Genomic DNA, 17,895 nt, shown 5'->3' with positions numbered 1-17,895 from the left:
CCGCGCGGCCCGCCGGCCCGGTGGCGCTGACGATCCTCGGCCTCGCCGGCCTCGGCGCGGTCGCGCTGCTCGCCGGCTTCCTCGCCTTCGTCGCCGCGCTCGACCGCAGCGAGCGGGTGCCGCAGGGCCGTGCCGACGGGATCGTCGCGCTGACCGGCGGCGCCCAGCGCATCGGCGACGCGATCGACCTGCTGGCCGGCGGCTACGGCCGGCGCCTGCTGATCACCGGCGTCAACGAACGCACCAGCCGCGACGAGATCGCCCGGCTCAACCCGACGCAGCGCCACTGGATCGATTGCTGCGTCGACCTCGACTACCGCGCGCGCAACACCATCGGCAACGCCATCGAGACCCGGCGCTGGATGCGCCACAACCGCTTCAGCACCGTCGCGGTGGTGACCTCGAACTACCACATGCCGCGGACCCTGATCGAGCTCGACCACGCGCTCCAGGGCGCCGACCGGATCGTGCCCCATCCGGTGATCGCCGAAGGCTTCGACGCCGCCGATTGGTGGCACAGCCCCTCGGCGACCAAGCTGCTGGCGTCCGAATACCTGAAGTTCCTGGTCGCCTGGGTCCGCACCCGCTTCGAGACCGACCCGGAAAGCTCGCGCGTCGCGATCCTGATCGGCCGCGGCAAGCCGGTGAAGGCGCCGGTGCGGATGGTCGCCGAGCCGCTGCTGCGCGATCTGCAGTAGGCCGGCCGCGCCGCTCGCCGGCCCCACCTCATGAAAAAGCCCTGCGTGCCGGGGCATCGCAGGGCTGATCGGGGGCACCGTCGCCGAGGCGACGGGCCGATCGAAGGCTGAGCGTCGCTCAGAGCGGCTTGGCGGGGTAGGTCCGCACGCCGGGGCGGGCCGCCGCGCCCGAAGGAACGCCCTGGCTCGCCGTCGCGCCGGACGGGTCGGACGCGGTCAGCGCCGGGCCGCTCCAGCCCTCGGACCGCCAGCTCTGCGACCGCTCGTCGACGTTGACCGAGCCGTGCTGCTCGAGGATGTCCATCGCCGTCGTGGCGTGGGCGTCGTCCGTGCGCACCGTCACCAGGGTGCCGCCGCGGCGGATGCCCTCGTTGTAGGTGTGGGCGTCGTTCTCGCTGATCCCGGCGCCGGTGAGCGCGCCGACGAGGCCGCCCGCGGCCGCGCCGATGCCGGCGCCCGTCAGGGTCGCGACCAGCCAGCCGGCCGCCACGACCGGCCCGACGCCGGGGATGGCGAGCAGGCCGAGGCCGGTGAGGAGGCCGGTCGCGCCGCCGACCACCGTGCCGAGCGAGGCGCCGGTCCCGGCTCCCGTCTCGGCCTTGTGGGCGGTCTCGGCATGGTCGCCCGTGCCGAGCCGGCCGGCATGCCGGTCGCCCTCGTTGTTGCTGACGACGCTGATGTCGCCGTGCGAGATGCCGGCCGCCTCGAGGCGGGACACCGCGGTGCTGGCCGCGTCGTAATCGTCGTAGAGCGCCGTGATGGTTTGCTGAGCCATGGTCAAATCCTGGATGTCGTGGGAATTGCGTGCCTGCGCCTCAGCCGTCCGGGGACGGCGATCACTGCGCGGCGACGTTGCCCTTGAAGTCGACGCCGACCTTAACCGGCTTGCCGTTCAGCATCGCGTCGCCGCGCCAGATGCCCTTGTCGTCCTTCATCAGGCCGCGGACGTCCTTGTAGCCGGCATCCTCGAGACGCTTGTGCGTCTGGGCTTCCGTGAAGCTGTTGGCGCCTTCCTCCAGCTTGGCATGCGCGGCCGCGTTGGCGGTGGCGGGCTTGCCGGCGTCGGGCCGGTCGGTGTTCGGACGCGTGACGGCTTCCTGGCCACCGGACTTCTCGCTGGACTTGGCGTCCGGAGCGGGGTTGCCCGTCGTCGTGGTCTGTGCGGACACGGTGCCCGTACCGAGAAGGGTGACGAGCGCGATGGCGGTCAGATAGCGTTGCAAGGCGGTTTCCTCTACTGTTGGTCCCCTTCAATTCCTTCGTGGCGCGAAGCGTTCCACTTTATATTTTGCGAGAACATCGTGTCGGCGGCTAACGACGGCGACGAGCTTTGCGATCACGCACGGCTTGCTTGGGAAATATTTCGCAGCGGTTGCCGCAGCGTGCGCAATGACCAGGACGCGCGCGAAACATCGCGCTCTTCCCTCCTCCCGACGGATCTCGGGCTTGCCCGAGATCCGCACCCTGTGTCCCCAAGTCGGGCAGGCCCGACTTGGGGACGGGGGAGGGAAGAGGCGTCGCCGCTTCGGTTGCAGGGATGAGAGCCGGGAGCGAAACGACGGCACGGGGCCGGGCCGATAGGAACCGGCCTCCACCCCCCTTCACGATCACCCGCGGCAGCGGGCCTTGATCGCGGCGGAGAATTCCTTCTCGGAGTCCTGGACCTGGGTCAGCCGGGCGCCGCGCTCGGAGCCCGAGAGGCAGCGGCCGTAGACGCCGGCGACGCGGCGCATGGTGTCGACGTGGCGGCGCCAGATCCGGCAGGCCTTGGCGTCGTCGCCGTCGGCCTGCTCGAGCTGGTCGAGCGCCTGCCGCTGCATCGATTGGGCGACGAGCACGTCGCGGGCGCAGGTGCCGTCGGCCGCGCCCTGCTGCGCCGCGGCCGCCGCGGGCATGGCGAGGAACGCCGCGAGCGCGGCCCGGCGCAGGAAGCGAGGCCCGCTCATGCGGCCTGCGAGGCCGAGGTGTGGGTGAGCAGCGCGTAGAGGGCGTGCCCGTCGCGGGCCGCGCGGATCCGGTCGAGGATTCCCGGCTCGCGCAGGATGCGCGCGACCTGGGCGAGCGCCTTCAAGTGGTCGGCGCCCGCGCCCTCGGGGGCGAGCAGCAGGAAGGCGAAGTCGACCGGGCGGCCGTCAAGGGACTCGAAGTCGACCGGGCGGTCGAGGCGGGCGACGAGCCCGAACAGCCGGTCGAGCCCCGGCAGCTTGCCGTGCGGGATCGCGACGCCGTCGCCGATGCCGGTGGAGCCGAGGCGCTCGCGCTGGAGCAGGGTCTCGTAGACGTCGCGGGCGTCGAGCGCCGGCAGGCGGCGGACGGCCTGGGCGGCGAGGTCCTGCAGCACCTGCTTCTTGGCCCGGGCGCGGAGCGAGGGCACCACGGAATCCGGATCGAGGAATTCCAGCATCGGCATTGAAGGACCGCCCGTCCGATCGAAAGCCATGGGGGCCCCGCCCCCATGAAGAGGGGGCGCGCCGCGTTGTCCGCGCGGCCCAGCCCCGAAAACATCAATCCCCGCGCCGACGGGCCGGTTCCGGCTCCCTCGGCTCAGGCCGCGGCGCTCGGCGGGTCGACCCAGCCGATCGCGCCGTCGCTGCGCCGGTATACGACGTTGATGCGGCCGGTGCCAGCATGGACGAAGACGATCACCGGGGCGCCGGTGAGGTCCAGCGCGGTGACCGCCTCGCTCACCGAGTGGCGCTTGAGGGTCTTGGTGCTCTCGGCCACGATCGGCGGATGGTTCGAGCCGTCGTCGGGCTCGTCCTCGTCCTCCTCCGGCGCGGCGAAGACCGCATAGGCCGCCTCGACCGCGGCGCCGTTCGGGCCCCCGTTCGGCCCTTGGGCATGCTCCTTGAGCCGGTGCTTGTAGCGGCGCAGGCGCTTCTCCAGCCGGTCGGCGGTCTGCTCGAAGCTGGCGCGGGCGTCGTGCGCGGTGGACGACGCCTCGATGGTGAGCCCGGAGACGAGGTGCAGCACGCAGTCGGTGCGGTAGGCGGTGCCGTCGCGCCGGAGCGTGACGTGGCCGGTGCTCGAGTCGTTCATGTGCCCGTCGAGATACTTGGACAGGGTCGCCGCCATCCGCTCGTCGACCCGGCCCCTGAGGGCTTCGCCGAGGTCCAGGCCGTGGCCCGTGACGCGCAATGACCCCATGTATCCTCCGGTTTGGTTGACCCTGGTCTCTTGCCCGCGGATCGAGGCCCGCGGGATTCGGCGGAACGCCGACCCGCCGTCGCGGCGGGGGACGGAGTTAAGGAGTCGGCGCAGGGGAAGTCAACGGAGAGGGCCGGCCCCTCCGGCGGCGGCCGCGACGCCGGGGCGAACCCGAAGCCGCGGCGCCCGAGCGCGCACCGGCCTCGACCGCCGGCGCGTCACCCGCCCGCTCGGTCGCCGCCGGCCGGCTCGTGGATCGGGCAGCCGTTGAAGCGCTCGCGGAACGCGGCCGAGTGCTTGTAGGGCGCGTTGCGCGCCCGGTTGATATTGCCGAGCGGCCGGTGCGCGGCGAGCCCGGTCCAGACGCTGAAGCGCATGCCCTCGTCGACCGCCTGCACCCGGCCCGGCTCCCAGCTGTCCTGCGGCCGGACGGTGATCAGGCCGACCCGCTGGAACGGCGCCTCCGCCTCGTCCCACTCCACCGTCGGATCCTCCACCGGCTGGCGTTCGAGGTCGCGGCAGAGCTGGACCCGGAACTCCCACACGCCCTCGATGCCCCGCATCTCGGACTGGACCGTCTCGCGGATCGCGTTCGGTCGCCCCGAGGCGTCGATCTCGGTGCCGGTGAGCGCGGTCAGCGCCGGGGCGACGGGGGCGACCGAGAACTTCGCGATGTGGTCGCCGTACCGGAACGGGGTGACGCTGTAGTAGGTCTCGCCGATCGGATCGACGTTCGGTGCGCCGCCGAGCGCGCCGATGGTCGGGCTGTCGATGCCGACCGCGTGCAGCGCCTTGTTGACCCCGCGCAGCACGGTGGAGGCGGCGACCTTCAGGCCCTCGGCCCGGTCGGTGGTGCCGGCGAGCAGCTTGAGGCTGCCCAGGAACTTGTCGGCGTTCGGCGCCTGGAACACCTTGCCGTTGACGAAGATGAAGTTCTGCGTGGTGCCCTCGGCGTCGGGCAGCCGCTCGCCCGCGACGTCGAGCACCTTCAGGGCGAGGCCGCGCGGCAGCGAGACGGCGTCGGGCAGGATGTCGCCCGCGTTCGTCGAGAGCCGCAGGTAGACCTTGTGCTCGCCGGGCGTGGCGAACAGGCCCTGCGCCAGCTCGGGCGGCAGGTCCGCGTCGATCCTGAGCACGCCCTCGAGGATGCCGTGCGCCTTGGCGTGGACGGAGCGCACCGCGTGCCCGGAATCCTCGGCCACCGTCTTGAGGATGGTGTCGAAGGTCTCGTTGAGCTTGTCGATCGTCCGCCCTTCCTCGACGGTCACGGTCTCGACGTCAGGATTGTAGTGAACCGGGCTCGCGAGCATGCAACGTCTCCTGAACTTGCTTGCGCACAACCAATCATGTCCGGATCCGTTCCCGGTTCGAGCCTCGGGTCCAGGCTATAGGCCGCCGCGGACGGCGCAGGCGACCGGTTTGCGGGCTCTCAGCGCGCCATCATCGCCCCGGGCTGCATCCCGCCCTGCGCATAGCGCTCGCGCCGGCGCTCGATCGAGGACGGGATCCGCAGCGATTCCCGGTACTTCGCCACCGTGCGGCGGGCGATGTCGACGCCCTCGCCGCGCAGCTTCTGCACCAGGGCGTCGTCGGAGAGCACGTCGTCCGAGGTCTCGCCGTCGACGAGCTGCTTGATGCGGTGGCGCACGGCTTCCGAGGAATGCGCGGCGGTGCCCGCCGCGCCCGGGATCGCGGCGGTGAAGAAGTACTTCATCTCCAGGGTGCCGCGGCTGGTGCCGATCGCCTTGTTGGAGGTGACGCGCGAGACGGTGGATTCGTGCATCCCGATCGCCTCGGCGACCGTCTTCAGGTTCAGCGGCCGCAGGTGCGCGACGCCGTGGACGAAGAACCCGTCCTGCTGGCGCACGATCTCGGTGGCGACCTTGAGGATCGTGCGCGCGCGCTGCTCCAGGCTCCGGGTGAGCCAGTTCGCGGTCTGTAGGGCCTCGGAGAGGAAGGCCTTGTCCCCCTCGGCCTTCGCACCCCGGACCACGCGGGCGTAGTAGCTCTGGTTGACCAGCACCCGCGGCAGCGCCTCGCCGTTCAGCTCCACCAGCCAGGAGCCGTCGGGGGCCGCGCGCACGAACACGTCGGGGATCAGCACCTCGACGCCGCTGGAGCCGAAGGCCCGCCCGGGCTTGGGGTCGAGCCGGCGGATCTCGGCCAGCATCTCGACGAGGTCCTCGTCGTCAACACCGCACAGGCGCCGCAGCGCCGAGAAATCGCGCTTGGCCACGAGGTCGAGGCGGGAGACCAGCGCCTGCATCGCCGGGTCGAACCGGTTCTGCTCGCGCAGCTGGATCGCCAGGCACTCGGCGAGGTCGCGCGCGGCGATTCCGGCCGGATCGAAGCTCTGGACGAGCTTGAGCACGCCCGCCACCCGGTCGAGGGAGGCGCCGAGGCGCTCGGCCACCGCGTCGATCGATTCGCGCAGGTATCCGGCCTCGTCCACCGCATCGATCAGGAAGCCGCCGATCAGCCGGTCGGTGGCGTCGCGGGTGGCGAGGTCGAGCTGGCGGCCGAGATGCTCGCGCAGGGAGGTCTCGACGGTGAGCGTCGCCTCGAAGTCCGGCGCCTCCGAATCGAAGCTGCCGCCGGTGCTGCCGTAGGGCGCGGGCGTCAGCGAGAGCATGTCGCCGGTGGCCGCCTCGCGGATCGGGCTCGGCGCGTCGTCGGGATAGACGTTGTCGAGGCGGGCGTCGAAATCGCCGTCGATCTCGCCGCGGCCCGGGTCGACCTCGGCGGCGGTCCACTCGGCGGCGCCCTCGAAGGTCTCGGCGGCGGGTTCCGCGCCCTCGGCCGGCCCCTCGGACGGCTCGGCCTCGGCGCGCTCCAGGAGCGGGTTGCGCTCCAGCTCGGCGTCGACGTAGGCCGCGAGATCGAGCTGGGAGAGTTGGAGAAGCTTGATCGCTTGCAGAAGCTGCGGTGTCATCACCAGGGACTGGCCCTGGCGCATTTCCAGCCGTTGCAGCAAACTCATCGCGTGGCCTCGGTCCTCTTCGGTGAACAGGCCGCGCCCCGCGTTATTACGCTATAGGCACGGTTCTTGCTTAAGCCCTAGTGAAACGCTGTAAACCGATCCCGGCCGCGCGTCAAAGCGTGATGGCCGGTCGTCGCGTTGGTTCGGGGGACGGTGGCACCGGCGCCACAGCCACGGGGGGCGCCCGTCCCGCTCGCCGACCCGGCCGCGCACGAAGGCCTCGCGCGCCGCGGCGGCGCGATCCGGCTCGGGAATCGTGCCGGCTCGGCCGGCCGGCGGGGGCGCGGTTCGGCACTCGCGCATGCGGCGATCGGGGGCGATGGCCGCCACCTCGCAGCCGTCGCCATGGCGGCGCGGGACGTCGCGGATGCGGTCGAGGCGCCGCAGCTCGTGCCGCGCTCCGGTCCCGTGCTCAGCTGCGCAGGCCGGGCGCCTCCTGGCCCGTGCGGGCGACGTACTCGGTGTAGCCGCCGCCGTACTGGTGGATGCCGTCGGGCGTGAGCTCGAGCACCCGGTTCGAGAGCGCGGCCAGGAAGTGGCGGTCGTGGCTCACGAACAGCATCGTGCCCTCGTAAGCGGAGAGCGCGTCGATCAGCATCGCCTTGGTGCCGATGTCGAGGTGGTTGGTCGGCTCGTCGAGCACCAGGAAGTTCGGCGGGTCGAACAGCATCTTGGCCATCACCAGCCGCGCCTTCTCGCCGCCCGAGAGCACCCGGCAGCGCTTCTCGACGTCGTCGCCCGAGAACCCGAAGCAGCCGGCGAGCGCGCGCAGGGAGCCCTGGCCGGCCTGCGGGAAGGTGCTCTCCAGGTCCTGGAACACGGTGAGGTCGCCGTCGAGCAGGTCCATGGCGTGCTGGGCGAAGTAGCCGAGCTTGACGCTGCCGCCGACCGCCACCGTGCCGTCGTCGGGCTGGGCCGAGCCCGTCACGAGCTTCAGCAGCGTGGACTTGCCGGCGCCGTTGACCCCCATCACGCACCAGCGCTCGCGCCGGCGGATGCCGAAATCGAGGTTTTGGTAGATCGTGCGGCTGCCGTAGCGCTTGTGCACGCCCTTCAGCATCACGACGTCGTCGCCCGAGCGCGGCGCCGGCTGGAACTCGAACGCCACCGATTGGCGCCGCTTCGGCGGCTCGACGCGCTCGATCTTGTCGAGCTTCTTCACCCGGCTCTGCACCTGGGCGGCGTGGCTCGCCCGCGCCTTGAAGCGCTCGATGAACTTGATCTCCTTGGCGAGCATCGCCTGCTGGCGCTCGAACTGCGCCTGCTGCTGGCTCTCGTTGAGTGCGCGCTGCTGTTCGTAGAAGGCGTAGTCGCCCGAGAAGGTGGTCAGCGTGCCGCCGTCGATCTCGATCACCTTGCCGACGATGCGGTTCATGAACTCGCGGTCGTGCGAGGTCATCAGCAGCGCGCCCTCGAACCCCTTTAGGAAGGATTCGAGCCAGATCAGGCTCTCGATGTCGAGGTGGTTGGAGGGCTCGTCGAGGAGCATCACGTCCGGGTTCATCAGCAGGATGCGGGCAAGCGCCACGCGCATCTTCCAGCCGCCGGACAGCTTGCCGACGTCCCCGTCCATCATCTCCTGGGAGAAGCTCAGGCCGGCCAGCACCTCGTAGGCTCGGCCTTCGAGCGCGTAGCCGTCGAGCTCCTCGAAGCGCGCCTGGACCTCGCCGTAGCGGGCGATCAGCGCGTCCATCTCGTCGGCCCGGTCGGGATCGGAGAACGCCGCCTCCAGCGCCTTCATCTCCAGGCCGACGGCGCTGACCGGGCCGGCGCCGTCCATCACCGCCGAGACGACGCTGCAGCCCGACATCTCGCCGACGTCCTGGCTGAAGTAGCCGATGGTGACGCCGCGATCGGTGGCGACCTGGCCCTCGTCGGGCTCCTCCTCGCCGGTGATCATCCGGAACAGGGTGGTCTTGCCGGCGCCGTTGGGGCCGACGAGGCCGATCTTCTCGCCCTTCTGCAGGGCGGCGGACGCCTCGATGAAGACGATCTGCCGGCCGTTCTGCTTGCCGATCTTTTCGAGGCGTATCATGCGGTCAGGGACCCTCGGGATGGTCCCGCGGGCCTTACGGCATCGGGCCCGCGACCGGAAGGGCGCCGGGCTATCGCGCGAAGCGGGCCTGCAGGCTGTGCCCGTGCATCCGCGCCGAGAACACCACCTTGGCGCCGGCGGGCAGCGGCCCCTTGAGCGCGCCGACCATGCGGTTCGGCGCGGCGCCGGCGAGCGGCACAGTCTCGGTCCCGGCCCCGGTCTGGACGAAGGCCTTGCCCGTCAGCCCCGCGGTCGCGGCCGGGCCGCCGTCGTCGTCGGTGACGAAGAACGTCAGCGCGGTCTCCGACGCGACGAGCTCGATCGGATGCCCGTCCGCCACCACCACGACGCCGCCGTTCGGGCCGGCGGCGCGGGCCGGGGCGGCGAGGGCGAGGAGGAGGGCGATGGCGAGGACGGGGCGCATGGACGGCTCCTGGGTTTTACGGGGTGGCGACATTGGTTCAGCAGGACTAGGTGCGTCTTCCCTCCCCCCTTTGCGGGGGAGGGAAGACGCACCGTCAAAACGCATCGGCCGTCGCAACCCCGGTCGGCGCCTCCGCCCGGGCGGCGGCGCGCAGGCGCTCCACCGGCCGGCGGCCGAAGCCGAGGAACAGGATCGGCGTCAGCACCGTGTCGAGCAGCGTCGCGCTGATCAGGCCGCCGAAGATCGTCACGGCGACCGGGTGCAGGATCTCCTTGCCGGGCGCGTCGGCGCCGACGAGCAGCGGCGCCAGCGCGATGCCGGCGGCGAGCGCGGTCATCAGCACCGGCGTCAGCCGCTCCAGGCTGCCGCGAATCACGAGGTCCGGCCCGAACGGCAGGTCCTCGTGGATCGCGAGGTTCAGCCAATGGCTGATCTTGAGGATGCCGTTGCGCGTCGCGATGCCGGTCAGGGTGATGAAGCCGATCATCGAGGCGACCGAGAGCGGCTGCCCGGCGAGCCACAGGGCGACCACCGAGCCGATCAGCGCCAGCGGGATGCTGCCGAGGATGATCAGCGTCAGCACGGCCGAGCGGTAGCGGCCGTAGAGCAGGGTAAAGACAAGCGCCAGCGACACGAGCGAGAGCAGGCCGATGGTGCGCGCCGCCTCGCCCTGCGCCTGGAACGCGCCTTCGAGGCTGGTCGCGTACCCGGCCGGCCACCGGGTCGCATCCACCTGCTGGCGGATGGCGGCGACGACCCGGCCCATGTCGGCGCCGGGCGCGGTGTTGGCCTGGACGACGATGCGCCGGCGCGCGTTCTCGCGAAGGATCTGGTTCGGGCCGTCGGTCTCGCGGATGTCGGCGATCTGGCGGGCCGGCACCCAGCCGGAGGGCGTCTCGACCAGGAGGTCGCCGAGCGCCTGGGTGGTGCGCTGGGTGTCGGAGAGCCGCATCACCACGTCGAAGCGGCGGATGCCGTCGACCACGCGCGAGACCACTTGGCCGTTCGAGAGCCGGCTCAGCTGGTCCACGAGCGCCGCCGGCTGCACCCCATAGAGGGCGGCCCGCGCGTAGTCGACGCGGACCTCGAGCTGCGGGATCAGCACCTGCTTCTCGACCTGCAGGTCGGCGATGCCGGGGATCGCGGACAGGCGCTGGCGCAGGTCGTCGGCGAGGCGCCGCAACGTATCGAGGTCGTCGCCGAAGATCTTCAGCGCGATCTCGGCGCGCACCCCCGAGAGCATGTGGTCGAGCCGGTGCGAGATCGGCTGGCCGACGTTGACGGAGACCGGCAGCAGGGCGAGGCGGGCGCGGATGTCGGCGACGAGGGCGTCCTTGGGCCGGGCGCCGGGCTTCAGGTCGACCTCGAGGTCGGAGGAGTGGACGCCCTCGGCATGCTCGTCGAGCTCGGCCCGGCCGGTGCGGCGGCCGACCGAGCGCACGTCCGGGATCTCGAGGAGCAGGCGCTCGGCCACCAGCCCCATCCGGTTGCTCTCGGGCAGCGAGATGCCGGGGTTGAACGCCATGTTGACGGTGAACGAGCCCTCGTTGAACGGCGGCAGGAAGGCGCGCGGCAGCCACGTCGCCGCGACGGCGGCGGCCGCGACCGCGAGCCCGGCCGCGAGCAGGATCGGGCGCCCGCGGGGCAGGGCGACGCGCAGGGTCGCGGCCAGGGCACACTTGAGCCCGCGGATCAGCCCGCTCTCGTGCTGGTCGAGGCGCTTGAGGCCGGGCAGGAGGTAGTAGGCCATCACCGGCGTCAGGGTGATCGAGACCACGAGGCTCGCCAGGATCGCGACGATGTAGGCCTGCCCCAGCGGCGCGAACAGCCGGCCCTCGATGCCGGAGAGCGCGAACAGCGGCACGAACACCAGCACGATCACCATCGTCGCGTAGACGATGCCCGAGCGCACCTCCTGCGAGGCGGAGACCACCACGTCGAAGGTCGAGCGCGGGTCGCCCGCCGCGCGGTTCTCGCGCAGGCGCCGGAAGATGTTCTCGACGTCGACCACGGCGTCGTCGACCAGCTCGCCGATGGCGATGGCGAGCCCCCCGAGGGTCATCGTGTTGATCGACAGGCCGGCGAGGTGGAAGGCGATGGCCGTCGCCAGGATCGAGACCGGGATCGCGGTGAGCGAGATCGCCGTGGTGCGCAGGTTCAGCAGGAACGCGAACAGGACGATCGCCACTACCGCGATCGCTTCCACCAGCACGTGCTCGACATTGCCGATCGAGGTCTCGATGAAGTTCGCCTGCCGGAAGATCAGCCGGTCGGCGCGCACGCCCTTCGGCAGGGTGGCGGTGATCTCGGCGAGCGCCGCCTCGATCCGCGCGGTGAGCGCGACGGTGTCGGTGCCGGGCTGCTTCTCCACCGAGATCACCACCGCCGGCGCGCCCATGTAGCCGGCATCGCCCCGCTTCACGCGCGCCGAGAACGATACCTCCGCCACCTGCCGCAGGAAGACCGGCCGCCCGTCGACCGTGGCGACGACCATGTTGCGCAGGTCGTCGAGGTCCATCGTCCGGCCGAGGTTCCGGATCAGGTATTCGCGGGCGTACTGGTCGGTGAAGCCGCCGCCGGTGTTGGTGCCGAACTGCGCCAGCGCCGCCTCGAGCTGGGCCTGCTTGACGCCGAGCGCCCGCAACGCGGCGGGCTGCGGCGCGACGCGGAACTGGCGGACCTCGCCGCCCATCGGGATCACCTGCGCGACGCCGGGAATCGAGAGCAGGCGCGGCCGGATCGTGAAGTCGGCGATCTCGCGCAGGCGCATCGGATCGACCGTGTCGCCGGTGAGCGCGACCATGACGATCTGCCCCATGATCGAGGAGATCGGCCCCATCGTCGGGCTCACCTCCGCCGGCAGCTGCGGCCGCGCCATCGCAAGGCGCTCGGCCACCTGCTGGCGGTTGCGGTAGATGTCGGTGCCCCAGTCGAACTCGACAGTGACCACCGACAGCCCGACGCCGGAGACCGAGCGCACCCGGGTGACGCCGGGCAGCCCGTTCATCTGCGTCTCGAGCGGGAAGGTGACGAGCTGCTCGACCTCCTGCGGCGCGAGCCCTTCGGCCTCCGACATGATGGTGACGGTGGGCCGGTTGAGGTCGGGGAAGACGTCGACGGGCAGCCGCGTGACGGTGAAGGCGCCGTAGACGACGAGGATCGCGGCGACGGCGAGCACCGCCAGCCGGTTCCGCAGGGCCTGGGTGACGAGGAGCGTGAACATGCGCGGGCTCCCGTCAGCGGATCTGGTTGAGGAGCTCGGCGCCCTGCGTCACGATCCGCCGGCCGGGCTCGAGCCCGGAGACCACCCGGACGCGGGCGGCGTCGAGGGGCTCGACCTGGACCTCGCGCGGCGCGAAGCGCTCGGGGGCGACGTGCTCGTAGACCAGGGTCTGGCCGTTGCCGCCGCGGACCACGCCGAGCCGCGGCAGGGCGAGGCCGGTCTGCTGCGTGTCGGTGGCGGCGAGCACCGTCACGAACTGGCCGGTGCGCAGCTCGGGCGGCGCGTCGCGCACGGCGAACTGGATCGGCACCGCCTGGGCCCGGTCGGCGAGGCCGGCGCCGCGATAGGCGAGCTCGAGCCGTCGGCCGTCGGCGAGCCGCGCGGTGGCGTCGGCGGTGCTGGCGAGCGCGTCGAAGCTCAGCGCCTCGACCCAGAGCCGGGACGGGTCGACGATCTTGAACACCATCGCGCCCGGGCTCGCCATCTGGCCGGCGACCGCGTTGGCCTCGGCGATCACCCCCGAGACCGGCGCGGCCAGCGCCTCCGGCTGCGAGCGGACGCCGTCGAGCGCCGTGCGGCGGTCGACGAGGCCCTTCAGCTCGGCATCCGCGTCGTCGATCTGCACCTGCGAGACCGTGCCGCCGGGGCTCAGCTTGCGGTAGCGCTCGACCCGGCGCGCGACGATGGCGATCTGCTGGTCGAGCTCGCCCTGGCGCTGGCGCATGTCGGACACGTCCACCGCCTGGACCGGCGGCGTGACGAAGGCCAGCACCTCGCCCTTGCGCACGTGGGTGCCGAGGCGCGGGAACAGGCCGGATTCCGGCGGCGACAGCCGGCCGCCGACCGAGGATTGCACCACGCCGCTGCCGTTCGGGTCGGCGATGATCCGGCCGGGCAGCTCGGTCGTCCGCGCCAGCACGCCCGACGCGGTGACGAGGGTGCGCAGGGTCAGCACGCGCTGGGTGGGTTTCGGCACGAACACCGACCCGTCGGGCAGGCGGCGGGCAAGGTCCTGGGCGCCGGTGGCGGCCATCGGGGTCGGGGCCTCGTGGTCGTCGTCGCCGTGCGCGAAGGCCGCCGGCGCCAGCACGAGCCCGGCCGCGAGCACGACGAGGGCGAGTGCCGCGCCGCTCCGGCGCCCGCGCATCAGCACCGTCGCGAGGATGCCGAGCACGAAGCCGGCGCCGCCGACGAGGAACGGCATCGGGTCGGCGCTGCGCAGGTGCGCGCCGAAATCGTGGGCGACGGCGAGGCCGGCATGCCACGGCGCGGGCTCGGGCGTCGGGGCCGGCGGCACCGGCACGTCGAGGTCGACCGGGAACAGGTCGGTCTTGCCGCCGACGGTCACCGTGAACAGCACGTCGTAGTCGCCGGGCACCGCGCTCCAGGGGGCGTCGAGGCGGTAGCTCCCATCGGGGCCCGCGACCGCGGCGGCCTTGCCCGCCGGCGTCTTCGCCTCGATGGTCGCGTCGGCCACGGGCTCGTTGGTGTCGGCACGGTCGAGGAACAGCGTGAGCCTGCCGTCGCGCGCCACCGCGACGAGCTCGAGCGCGTCGGTGCTCGACGCGCCGCGCGGGGCCTCGACGGCGGGCGCCGCCTTCGGCCCGTCGGAATGGTCGTGGCCTTCGTGGGCGCGCGCCGCGCCGGCCCACAGGCCGAGGGTGAGCGCGGCCGCCGCGAGGGCAGCCGGGAGCCGGATCGTCATGGGAGAGCAACCTTCGCATCGGGACGGGCGCGACTCGTCGGGACGAGCCGCGTGGCGCGCGCCGGGGCGGCGCGCGCAGCCTCAGGCGAAGGGTCTGGGGGGCTCGGGAAGGGCCTCGGATACGGCGCTCGGGCGCACGGAATCCGGCCCCATCGCGACGCGGTCGCCGCTCGGGCGATCGGCGCGGACGCCGTCCCCGTCCGAGGCCGCGACGAAGACGTGGGCGCAGCAGCCCGGGCAGGCGAGGCAATCCGCCCGGTCGGCGGCGGCCTCCGGCGCGGCGATCACGGCGGCGACGCCCGGGGCGGCCTTCGAGGCGTGCCCGACGCGCGCATGCCCGGCGCCGGGGTGGTGGGCGTGCCCGGCATGCGCCTGGGCGAAGGCCGGGACCATGACGAGAAGCGCCGCGACCCGAAGGATCGCAGCGAGCCGTCGCAGAAGGTGCCGGGCCTGTCGCATCGTGCGTGAGCCTAGCACGATTCGGGCTTCTGGACAGGGCGTCGAAGCGGGTCCACCGGGGCGTGGCCTTCCCCGGCGCGAAGGGCGGACGCCGCATCCGCTTCGGTCGCGGCTCCGCAGGTGGCGAGGGCATCGACGACCGCTTCGGGGTGGCGATGGATCGTCCAGATCAACGTCATGGCCGTGGCGTTCGGCCTGGACTTGCCCTGTTCCCAGTTCTTGACGGTCGCTTCCTCCAGCCCGAACCGGAGCGCGAACTGGGCTTGCGAGAGATGCAGGGCCTCGCGCACGCTTCGGACGGAGATCGGGTCGGGTGCATGCTTGCGGACGGCGATGCCCAGCGCCGTCAGTTCCGACGTCAGCCGGCTCAGGCTCTCGACCTTCGGCACCTCGACATAGGCCTCGCCGGTGTCGAACACGTCCGTCATGACCGCGTGAGCCGCCTTCACTGGAAGATGCCTACGGACCAGGGCGCGGGCCGCCGCCACCGTGTCGAGGTGCGCGTCCGGCAGCCGCTTGAGGCTGAGGCGCTCTACGGAGCCGTCGGGGACGAGGGTCCCGTCCCGGATTTGCACCCGTGGTCCGAACGCCGCCAACAATGTGGATCGCGTCGACATCCAATTCCTCCATGACCCCCTGCGCGATGTCGCGGAGCACGGACGCGCCCCACTTCGTCATCGGGTCGCCGCCGACGTGCATGCCGTTCAGCTCGAGGGATCGCCCCGAGAGCGTCACCTCGGCCATCACAGCGAGCGAACCCCAGGGGGCCGCACCTCGACCGTGAAGATCGGGTCGTCGCTGTTGGCATGATCGACGACGATCCGAACCTTGCAGGCCGACAAGGAGCTCTTCCTGTGCGCAGATTGCCTATAAGATAAAAAGATGCGCAGACGTCAAGGCCGCTGCAGCCCCGATCGGGATCGAGGCTCGGAAGGCGATGGCTCCGAATCGCGGGCGCAAGGGTGCCATGACGGAGGGAGGGACGTCGCTTCGAGCGCCGGGCGCGGGGGCATCCGAGGCTGCGGCTCCTACTTCCCGCCCGTCCGCGCCAGGATCGCCCGCATCTGGGCGATCTCGCGCTCCTGCGCCTTGACGATCTCTTCGGCGAGCGCCCGCACCTCCGGGTCCTTCGAGTATTGCAGCGCGACCCGCGCCATGCCGACGGCGCCCTCGTGGTGGGGGATCATGCCGCGCACGAAGTCGGCGTCGACGTCGCCGCTGTAGCGGATCGCCATGTCGGCGTGCATCCGCGCGTCGACGGCGCGGAACGCCCGGGTGGAGGGCGCCTCGCCCGCGGCCGGCGCGGGATGACGGCCGGCGTGGTCCCTATGTTCGTGATCCATGCGCTCGTGGTCCATGCCCTGTGCCAGCACCCCGCCAGCGAGGAGGACGGCGACGGCGATCAGGGCGGGCCGGACGGTGTTGCGCATGGGGTCGAGTCTCCTCACGGGGATGCGCCGCACCGTGGAGCTTGCCGGCGTGGCAAGGTCAACCGCCACGGTCGCGCCGGGATGCGTCCGGGCCGCCGCCGAGCAGCCGGCCGCCAAAAATCCCGTTCAGCCCGATCACGCCGAGCACGGTGACCGCGTGGATCAGGAGGTCGGTCGCGGTGGCGTCGTGCGGGTGGAACGGCACGAGGAGGGTCGCCGCCGCCGCCGCCGCCGCGAGGCCGCCGAGCGCCGCGGTGAGGTTCGGGTGCAGCGGGCAGGCGCGGCGCAGCATCGCCACCAGCAGCACGGAGAGCGGCAGCGAGACGCCGACGAGGAAGGCGAAGCAGCCGCCCATCGCGTGCCCGTCGGCCGGCGTGGTGCCGGGGGCGAGCCAGCCGCGCAGGCACCCGAGGCCGCTCGCGCCGATCCAGAACGCGGCCGGCGCCAGCGGCAGCAGCGCCCAGCGCAGGGAGCGGCCGGGCACGCTCGTCATGAAGGCGGCGAGCGCGGCCGCGACCGCGGTGAGACCGGCGCCGAGGGCGGCCACGCGCAGGTCCGGCGTGGCGAGGCGGATGCGCAGGCCGTCCATGTCGGCCATCGGCATCAGGATCGCGGCCAGCGCCAGCACCGCCGCGAGCCAGGCCGCCGCGCGCCAGGCCGGCGGGCTGAGCCGGCGCACCGGCGCGAGGCCGCCGACGAGGTCGTCGACCAGGGACTCGTGCACGGATTCAGACATCGCCGCCCTCCTTGTCCCGGGCCAGCGTCCCCCGCAGTGCCTTCAGGGCGCGGTGCAGGTTCACCTTCAGCGCGCCCTTGCTGCGGCCGGTGAGCGCCGCCGCCTCCTCGAGCGAGCGCTCGGCATAGGCGAGCTGCTCCACCGCCTGCCGCTGCCCGTCCGGCAGCGCCGCGACGGCCCGCGCCAGCGCGGCGTTGCGCTGGTCGGCCTCGATGCGCATGCCCGGGGCGGGGCCGGCATCGGCGTGGGCCTCGTAGGCGAGGGGATCGTGCACCTCCTGCGGCCGGCGCCCGGCCCGGCGCAGCCGGTCGATCGCCCGGCGCTGGGTGATGGCGCGCAGCCATGGCAGGAAGGGCCGCGCCGGGTCGTAGCTCGCCCGCGCCTTGTGGATCGTCAGCAGCGTGTCCTGCACCACGTCGTCGACCGCCTCGCCGCGCACCCCTTGCGCGCGGGCGATGCCCGCGATCACCGGCAGGCAGGCATTGAGCAGCCGGCGATAGGCCGCCGCATCGCCCCCCTGCGCCGCGGCCATCGCCGTCGCCAGACTGTCCTCGAGCGCCATCGCCGCCCTGTCGCCGCGTCGTGTCCCGGACCCTAGCGCAACGCGGCCCCCGGGGGAACGCGCCGGCAGCGGTGGAACCGGGCCGATGGCGGGCAGGTACATCGGCAAGCCTCGCGGGAGACGTCGGGCGCCCATCGCCCGCGCTCGTCTTCGCCGAGGAACGCGCGACGGTTACGCTCGGGCGGCCGGCCCGAGCCGCGCCGCGCCGAGGATCCGCCCGTCGGCGCCCTGCACGATCACCGCGGCGTCGGCGCCGGCCGGCAGCGGCACCTCCAGCGTCGCCGCCTGCCCGGCCCAGCGGCCGATCTCGGACACGGCGCGGACGATGTTGGCCTGGGCGAGGGTGCGGCCGGCATTCTCGCCGCGGGCGACCCGGGTGGCGTGGCTCGGATCGAACCCGACCAGCGTCACGGTGCCGGCCCCGCGCCCGGCGCCGAGCGTGACGACGAGGGCGTCGCCGCGCCGTGCCAGCGCCACCGGCGCCTCGGCGGCGGTG

The 17,895-nt window shown here is 72.6% G+C and carries 18 protein-coding genes; 1 reads left to right on the top strand and 17 read right to left on the bottom strand.

Going from position 1 to position 17,895, the window contains the following annotated elements; genetic code table 11:
- Nucleotides 1-20: 20 nt before the first annotated feature.
- Complete coding sequence (locus FV227_RS23005) at nucleotides 21-698, top strand: YdcF family protein (RefSeq protein ID WP_147729485.1); 678 nt, start codon at nucleotides 21-23, stop codon at nucleotides 696-698.
- A gap of 118 nt (nucleotides 699-816) precedes the next feature.
- On the opposite strand, the gene FV227_RS23000 is transcribed toward FV227_RS23005, so the two are convergent.
- The 17 genes from FV227_RS23000 to FV227_RS22920 all read right to left on the bottom strand — a co-directional run.
- A complete protein-coding gene (locus FV227_RS23000; RefSeq protein ID WP_147729482.1) occupies nucleotides 817-1,473 on the bottom strand; it encodes a hypothetical protein in 657 nt (218 codons plus the stop codon).
- A gap of 61 nt (nucleotides 1,474-1,534) precedes the next feature.
- The gene (locus tag FV227_RS22995) at nucleotides 1,535-1,921 is read right to left on the bottom strand and encodes a hypothetical protein (RefSeq protein WP_147729483.1); all 387 of its coding nucleotides are present in this window, start codon (nucleotides 1,919-1,921) and stop codon (nucleotides 1,535-1,537) included.
- Nucleotides 1,922-2,305: 384 nt separating this feature from the next.
- A complete protein-coding gene (locus tag FV227_RS22990; RefSeq protein WP_147842707.1) occupies nucleotides 2,306-2,593 on the bottom strand; it encodes a hypothetical protein in 288 nt (95 codons plus the stop codon).
- 47 nt (nucleotides 2,594-2,640) lie between these two features.
- Complete coding sequence (locus tag FV227_RS22985; protein WP_147729862.1) at nucleotides 2,641-3,108, bottom strand: PTS sugar transporter subunit IIA; 468 nt, start codon at nucleotides 3,106-3,108, stop codon at nucleotides 2,641-2,643.
- A gap of 134 nt (nucleotides 3,109-3,242) precedes the next feature.
- Complete coding sequence (gene raiA, locus FV227_RS22980; RefSeq protein ID WP_147729861.1) at nucleotides 3,243-3,845, bottom strand: ribosome-associated translation inhibitor RaiA; 603 nt, start codon at nucleotides 3,843-3,845, stop codon at nucleotides 3,243-3,245.
- 218 nt (nucleotides 3,846-4,063) lie between these two features.
- Nucleotides 4,064-5,155 (bottom strand): catalase family protein, encoded by a 1,092-nt coding sequence (locus FV227_RS22975; protein ID WP_147859998.1) that lies wholly within the window; start codon nucleotides 5,153-5,155, stop codon nucleotides 4,064-4,066.
- Between the two features lie 119 nt (nucleotides 5,156-5,274).
- Nucleotides 5,275-6,825: an RNA polymerase factor sigma-54 gene (gene rpoN, locus FV227_RS22970; RefSeq protein ID WP_147859997.1), complete on the bottom strand. Its 1,551-nt coding sequence runs from the start codon at nucleotides 6,823-6,825 to the stop codon at nucleotides 5,275-5,277.
- A gap of 412 nt (nucleotides 6,826-7,237) precedes the next feature.
- Entirely contained in the window at nucleotides 7,238-8,860 is a 1,623-nt protein-coding gene (locus FV227_RS22965) for an ABC-F family ATP-binding cassette domain-containing protein (protein ID WP_147843958.1), read from the bottom strand.
- A gap of 70 nt (nucleotides 8,861-8,930) precedes the next feature.
- Nucleotides 8,931-9,284 carry a hypothetical protein gene (locus FV227_RS22960; RefSeq protein WP_187274913.1) on the bottom strand — a complete coding sequence of 118 codons (354 nt, stop codon included), beginning with the start codon at nucleotides 9,282-9,284 and terminating at the stop codon, nucleotides 8,931-8,933.
- 94 nt (nucleotides 9,285-9,378) lie between these two features.
- Nucleotides 9,379-12,507, bottom strand: a complete 3,129-nt coding sequence (locus tag FV227_RS22955; protein ID WP_147729125.1) for an efflux RND transporter permease subunit — start codon at nucleotides 12,505-12,507, stop codon at nucleotides 9,379-9,381.
- A 13-nt stretch (nucleotides 12,508-12,520) separates the two neighbouring features.
- Entirely contained in the window at nucleotides 12,521-14,212 is a 1,692-nt protein-coding gene (locus FV227_RS22950) for an HlyD family efflux transporter periplasmic adaptor subunit (protein ID WP_147859995.1), read from the bottom strand.
- Nucleotides 14,213-14,293: 81 nt separating this feature from the next.
- Complete coding sequence (locus FV227_RS22945) at nucleotides 14,294-14,671, bottom strand: hypothetical protein (RefSeq protein ID WP_147859994.1); 378 nt, start codon at nucleotides 14,669-14,671, stop codon at nucleotides 14,294-14,296.
- 11 nt (nucleotides 14,672-14,682) lie between these two features.
- A complete protein-coding gene (locus FV227_RS22940; RefSeq protein WP_187274912.1) occupies nucleotides 14,683-15,246 on the bottom strand; it encodes a type II toxin-antitoxin system MqsA family antitoxin in 564 nt (187 codons plus the stop codon).
- A gap of 453 nt (nucleotides 15,247-15,699) precedes the next feature.
- Complete coding sequence (locus FV227_RS22935; RefSeq protein WP_147729736.1) at nucleotides 15,700-16,101, bottom strand: DUF305 domain-containing protein; 402 nt, start codon at nucleotides 16,099-16,101, stop codon at nucleotides 15,700-15,702.
- 58 nt (nucleotides 16,102-16,159) lie between these two features.
- Entirely contained in the window at nucleotides 16,160-16,837 is a 678-nt protein-coding gene (locus FV227_RS22930; protein ID WP_147859993.1) for an NrsF family protein, read from the bottom strand.
- Nucleotides 16,830-17,399, bottom strand: a complete 570-nt coding sequence (locus tag FV227_RS22925) for a sigma-70 family RNA polymerase sigma factor (RefSeq protein ID WP_147844732.1) — start codon at nucleotides 17,397-17,399, stop codon at nucleotides 16,830-16,832. Before FV227_RS22925 ends, FV227_RS22930 begins: the two co-directional genes overlap by 8 nt.
- A gap of 171 nt (nucleotides 17,400-17,570) precedes the next feature.
- Nucleotides 17,571-17,895: DUF1223 domain-containing protein (locus FV227_RS22920; protein WP_147859992.1), on the bottom strand; the 325-nt coding region annotated here is incomplete at its 5' end.

Source organism: Methylobacterium sp. WL119 (assembly GCF_008039875.1).
In the GTDB taxonomy this organism is placed as follows: Bacteria; Pseudomonadota; Alphaproteobacteria; order Rhizobiales; family Beijerinckiaceae; genus Methylobacterium.
This window is presented reverse-complemented; position numbering and strand designations above follow the sequence as displayed.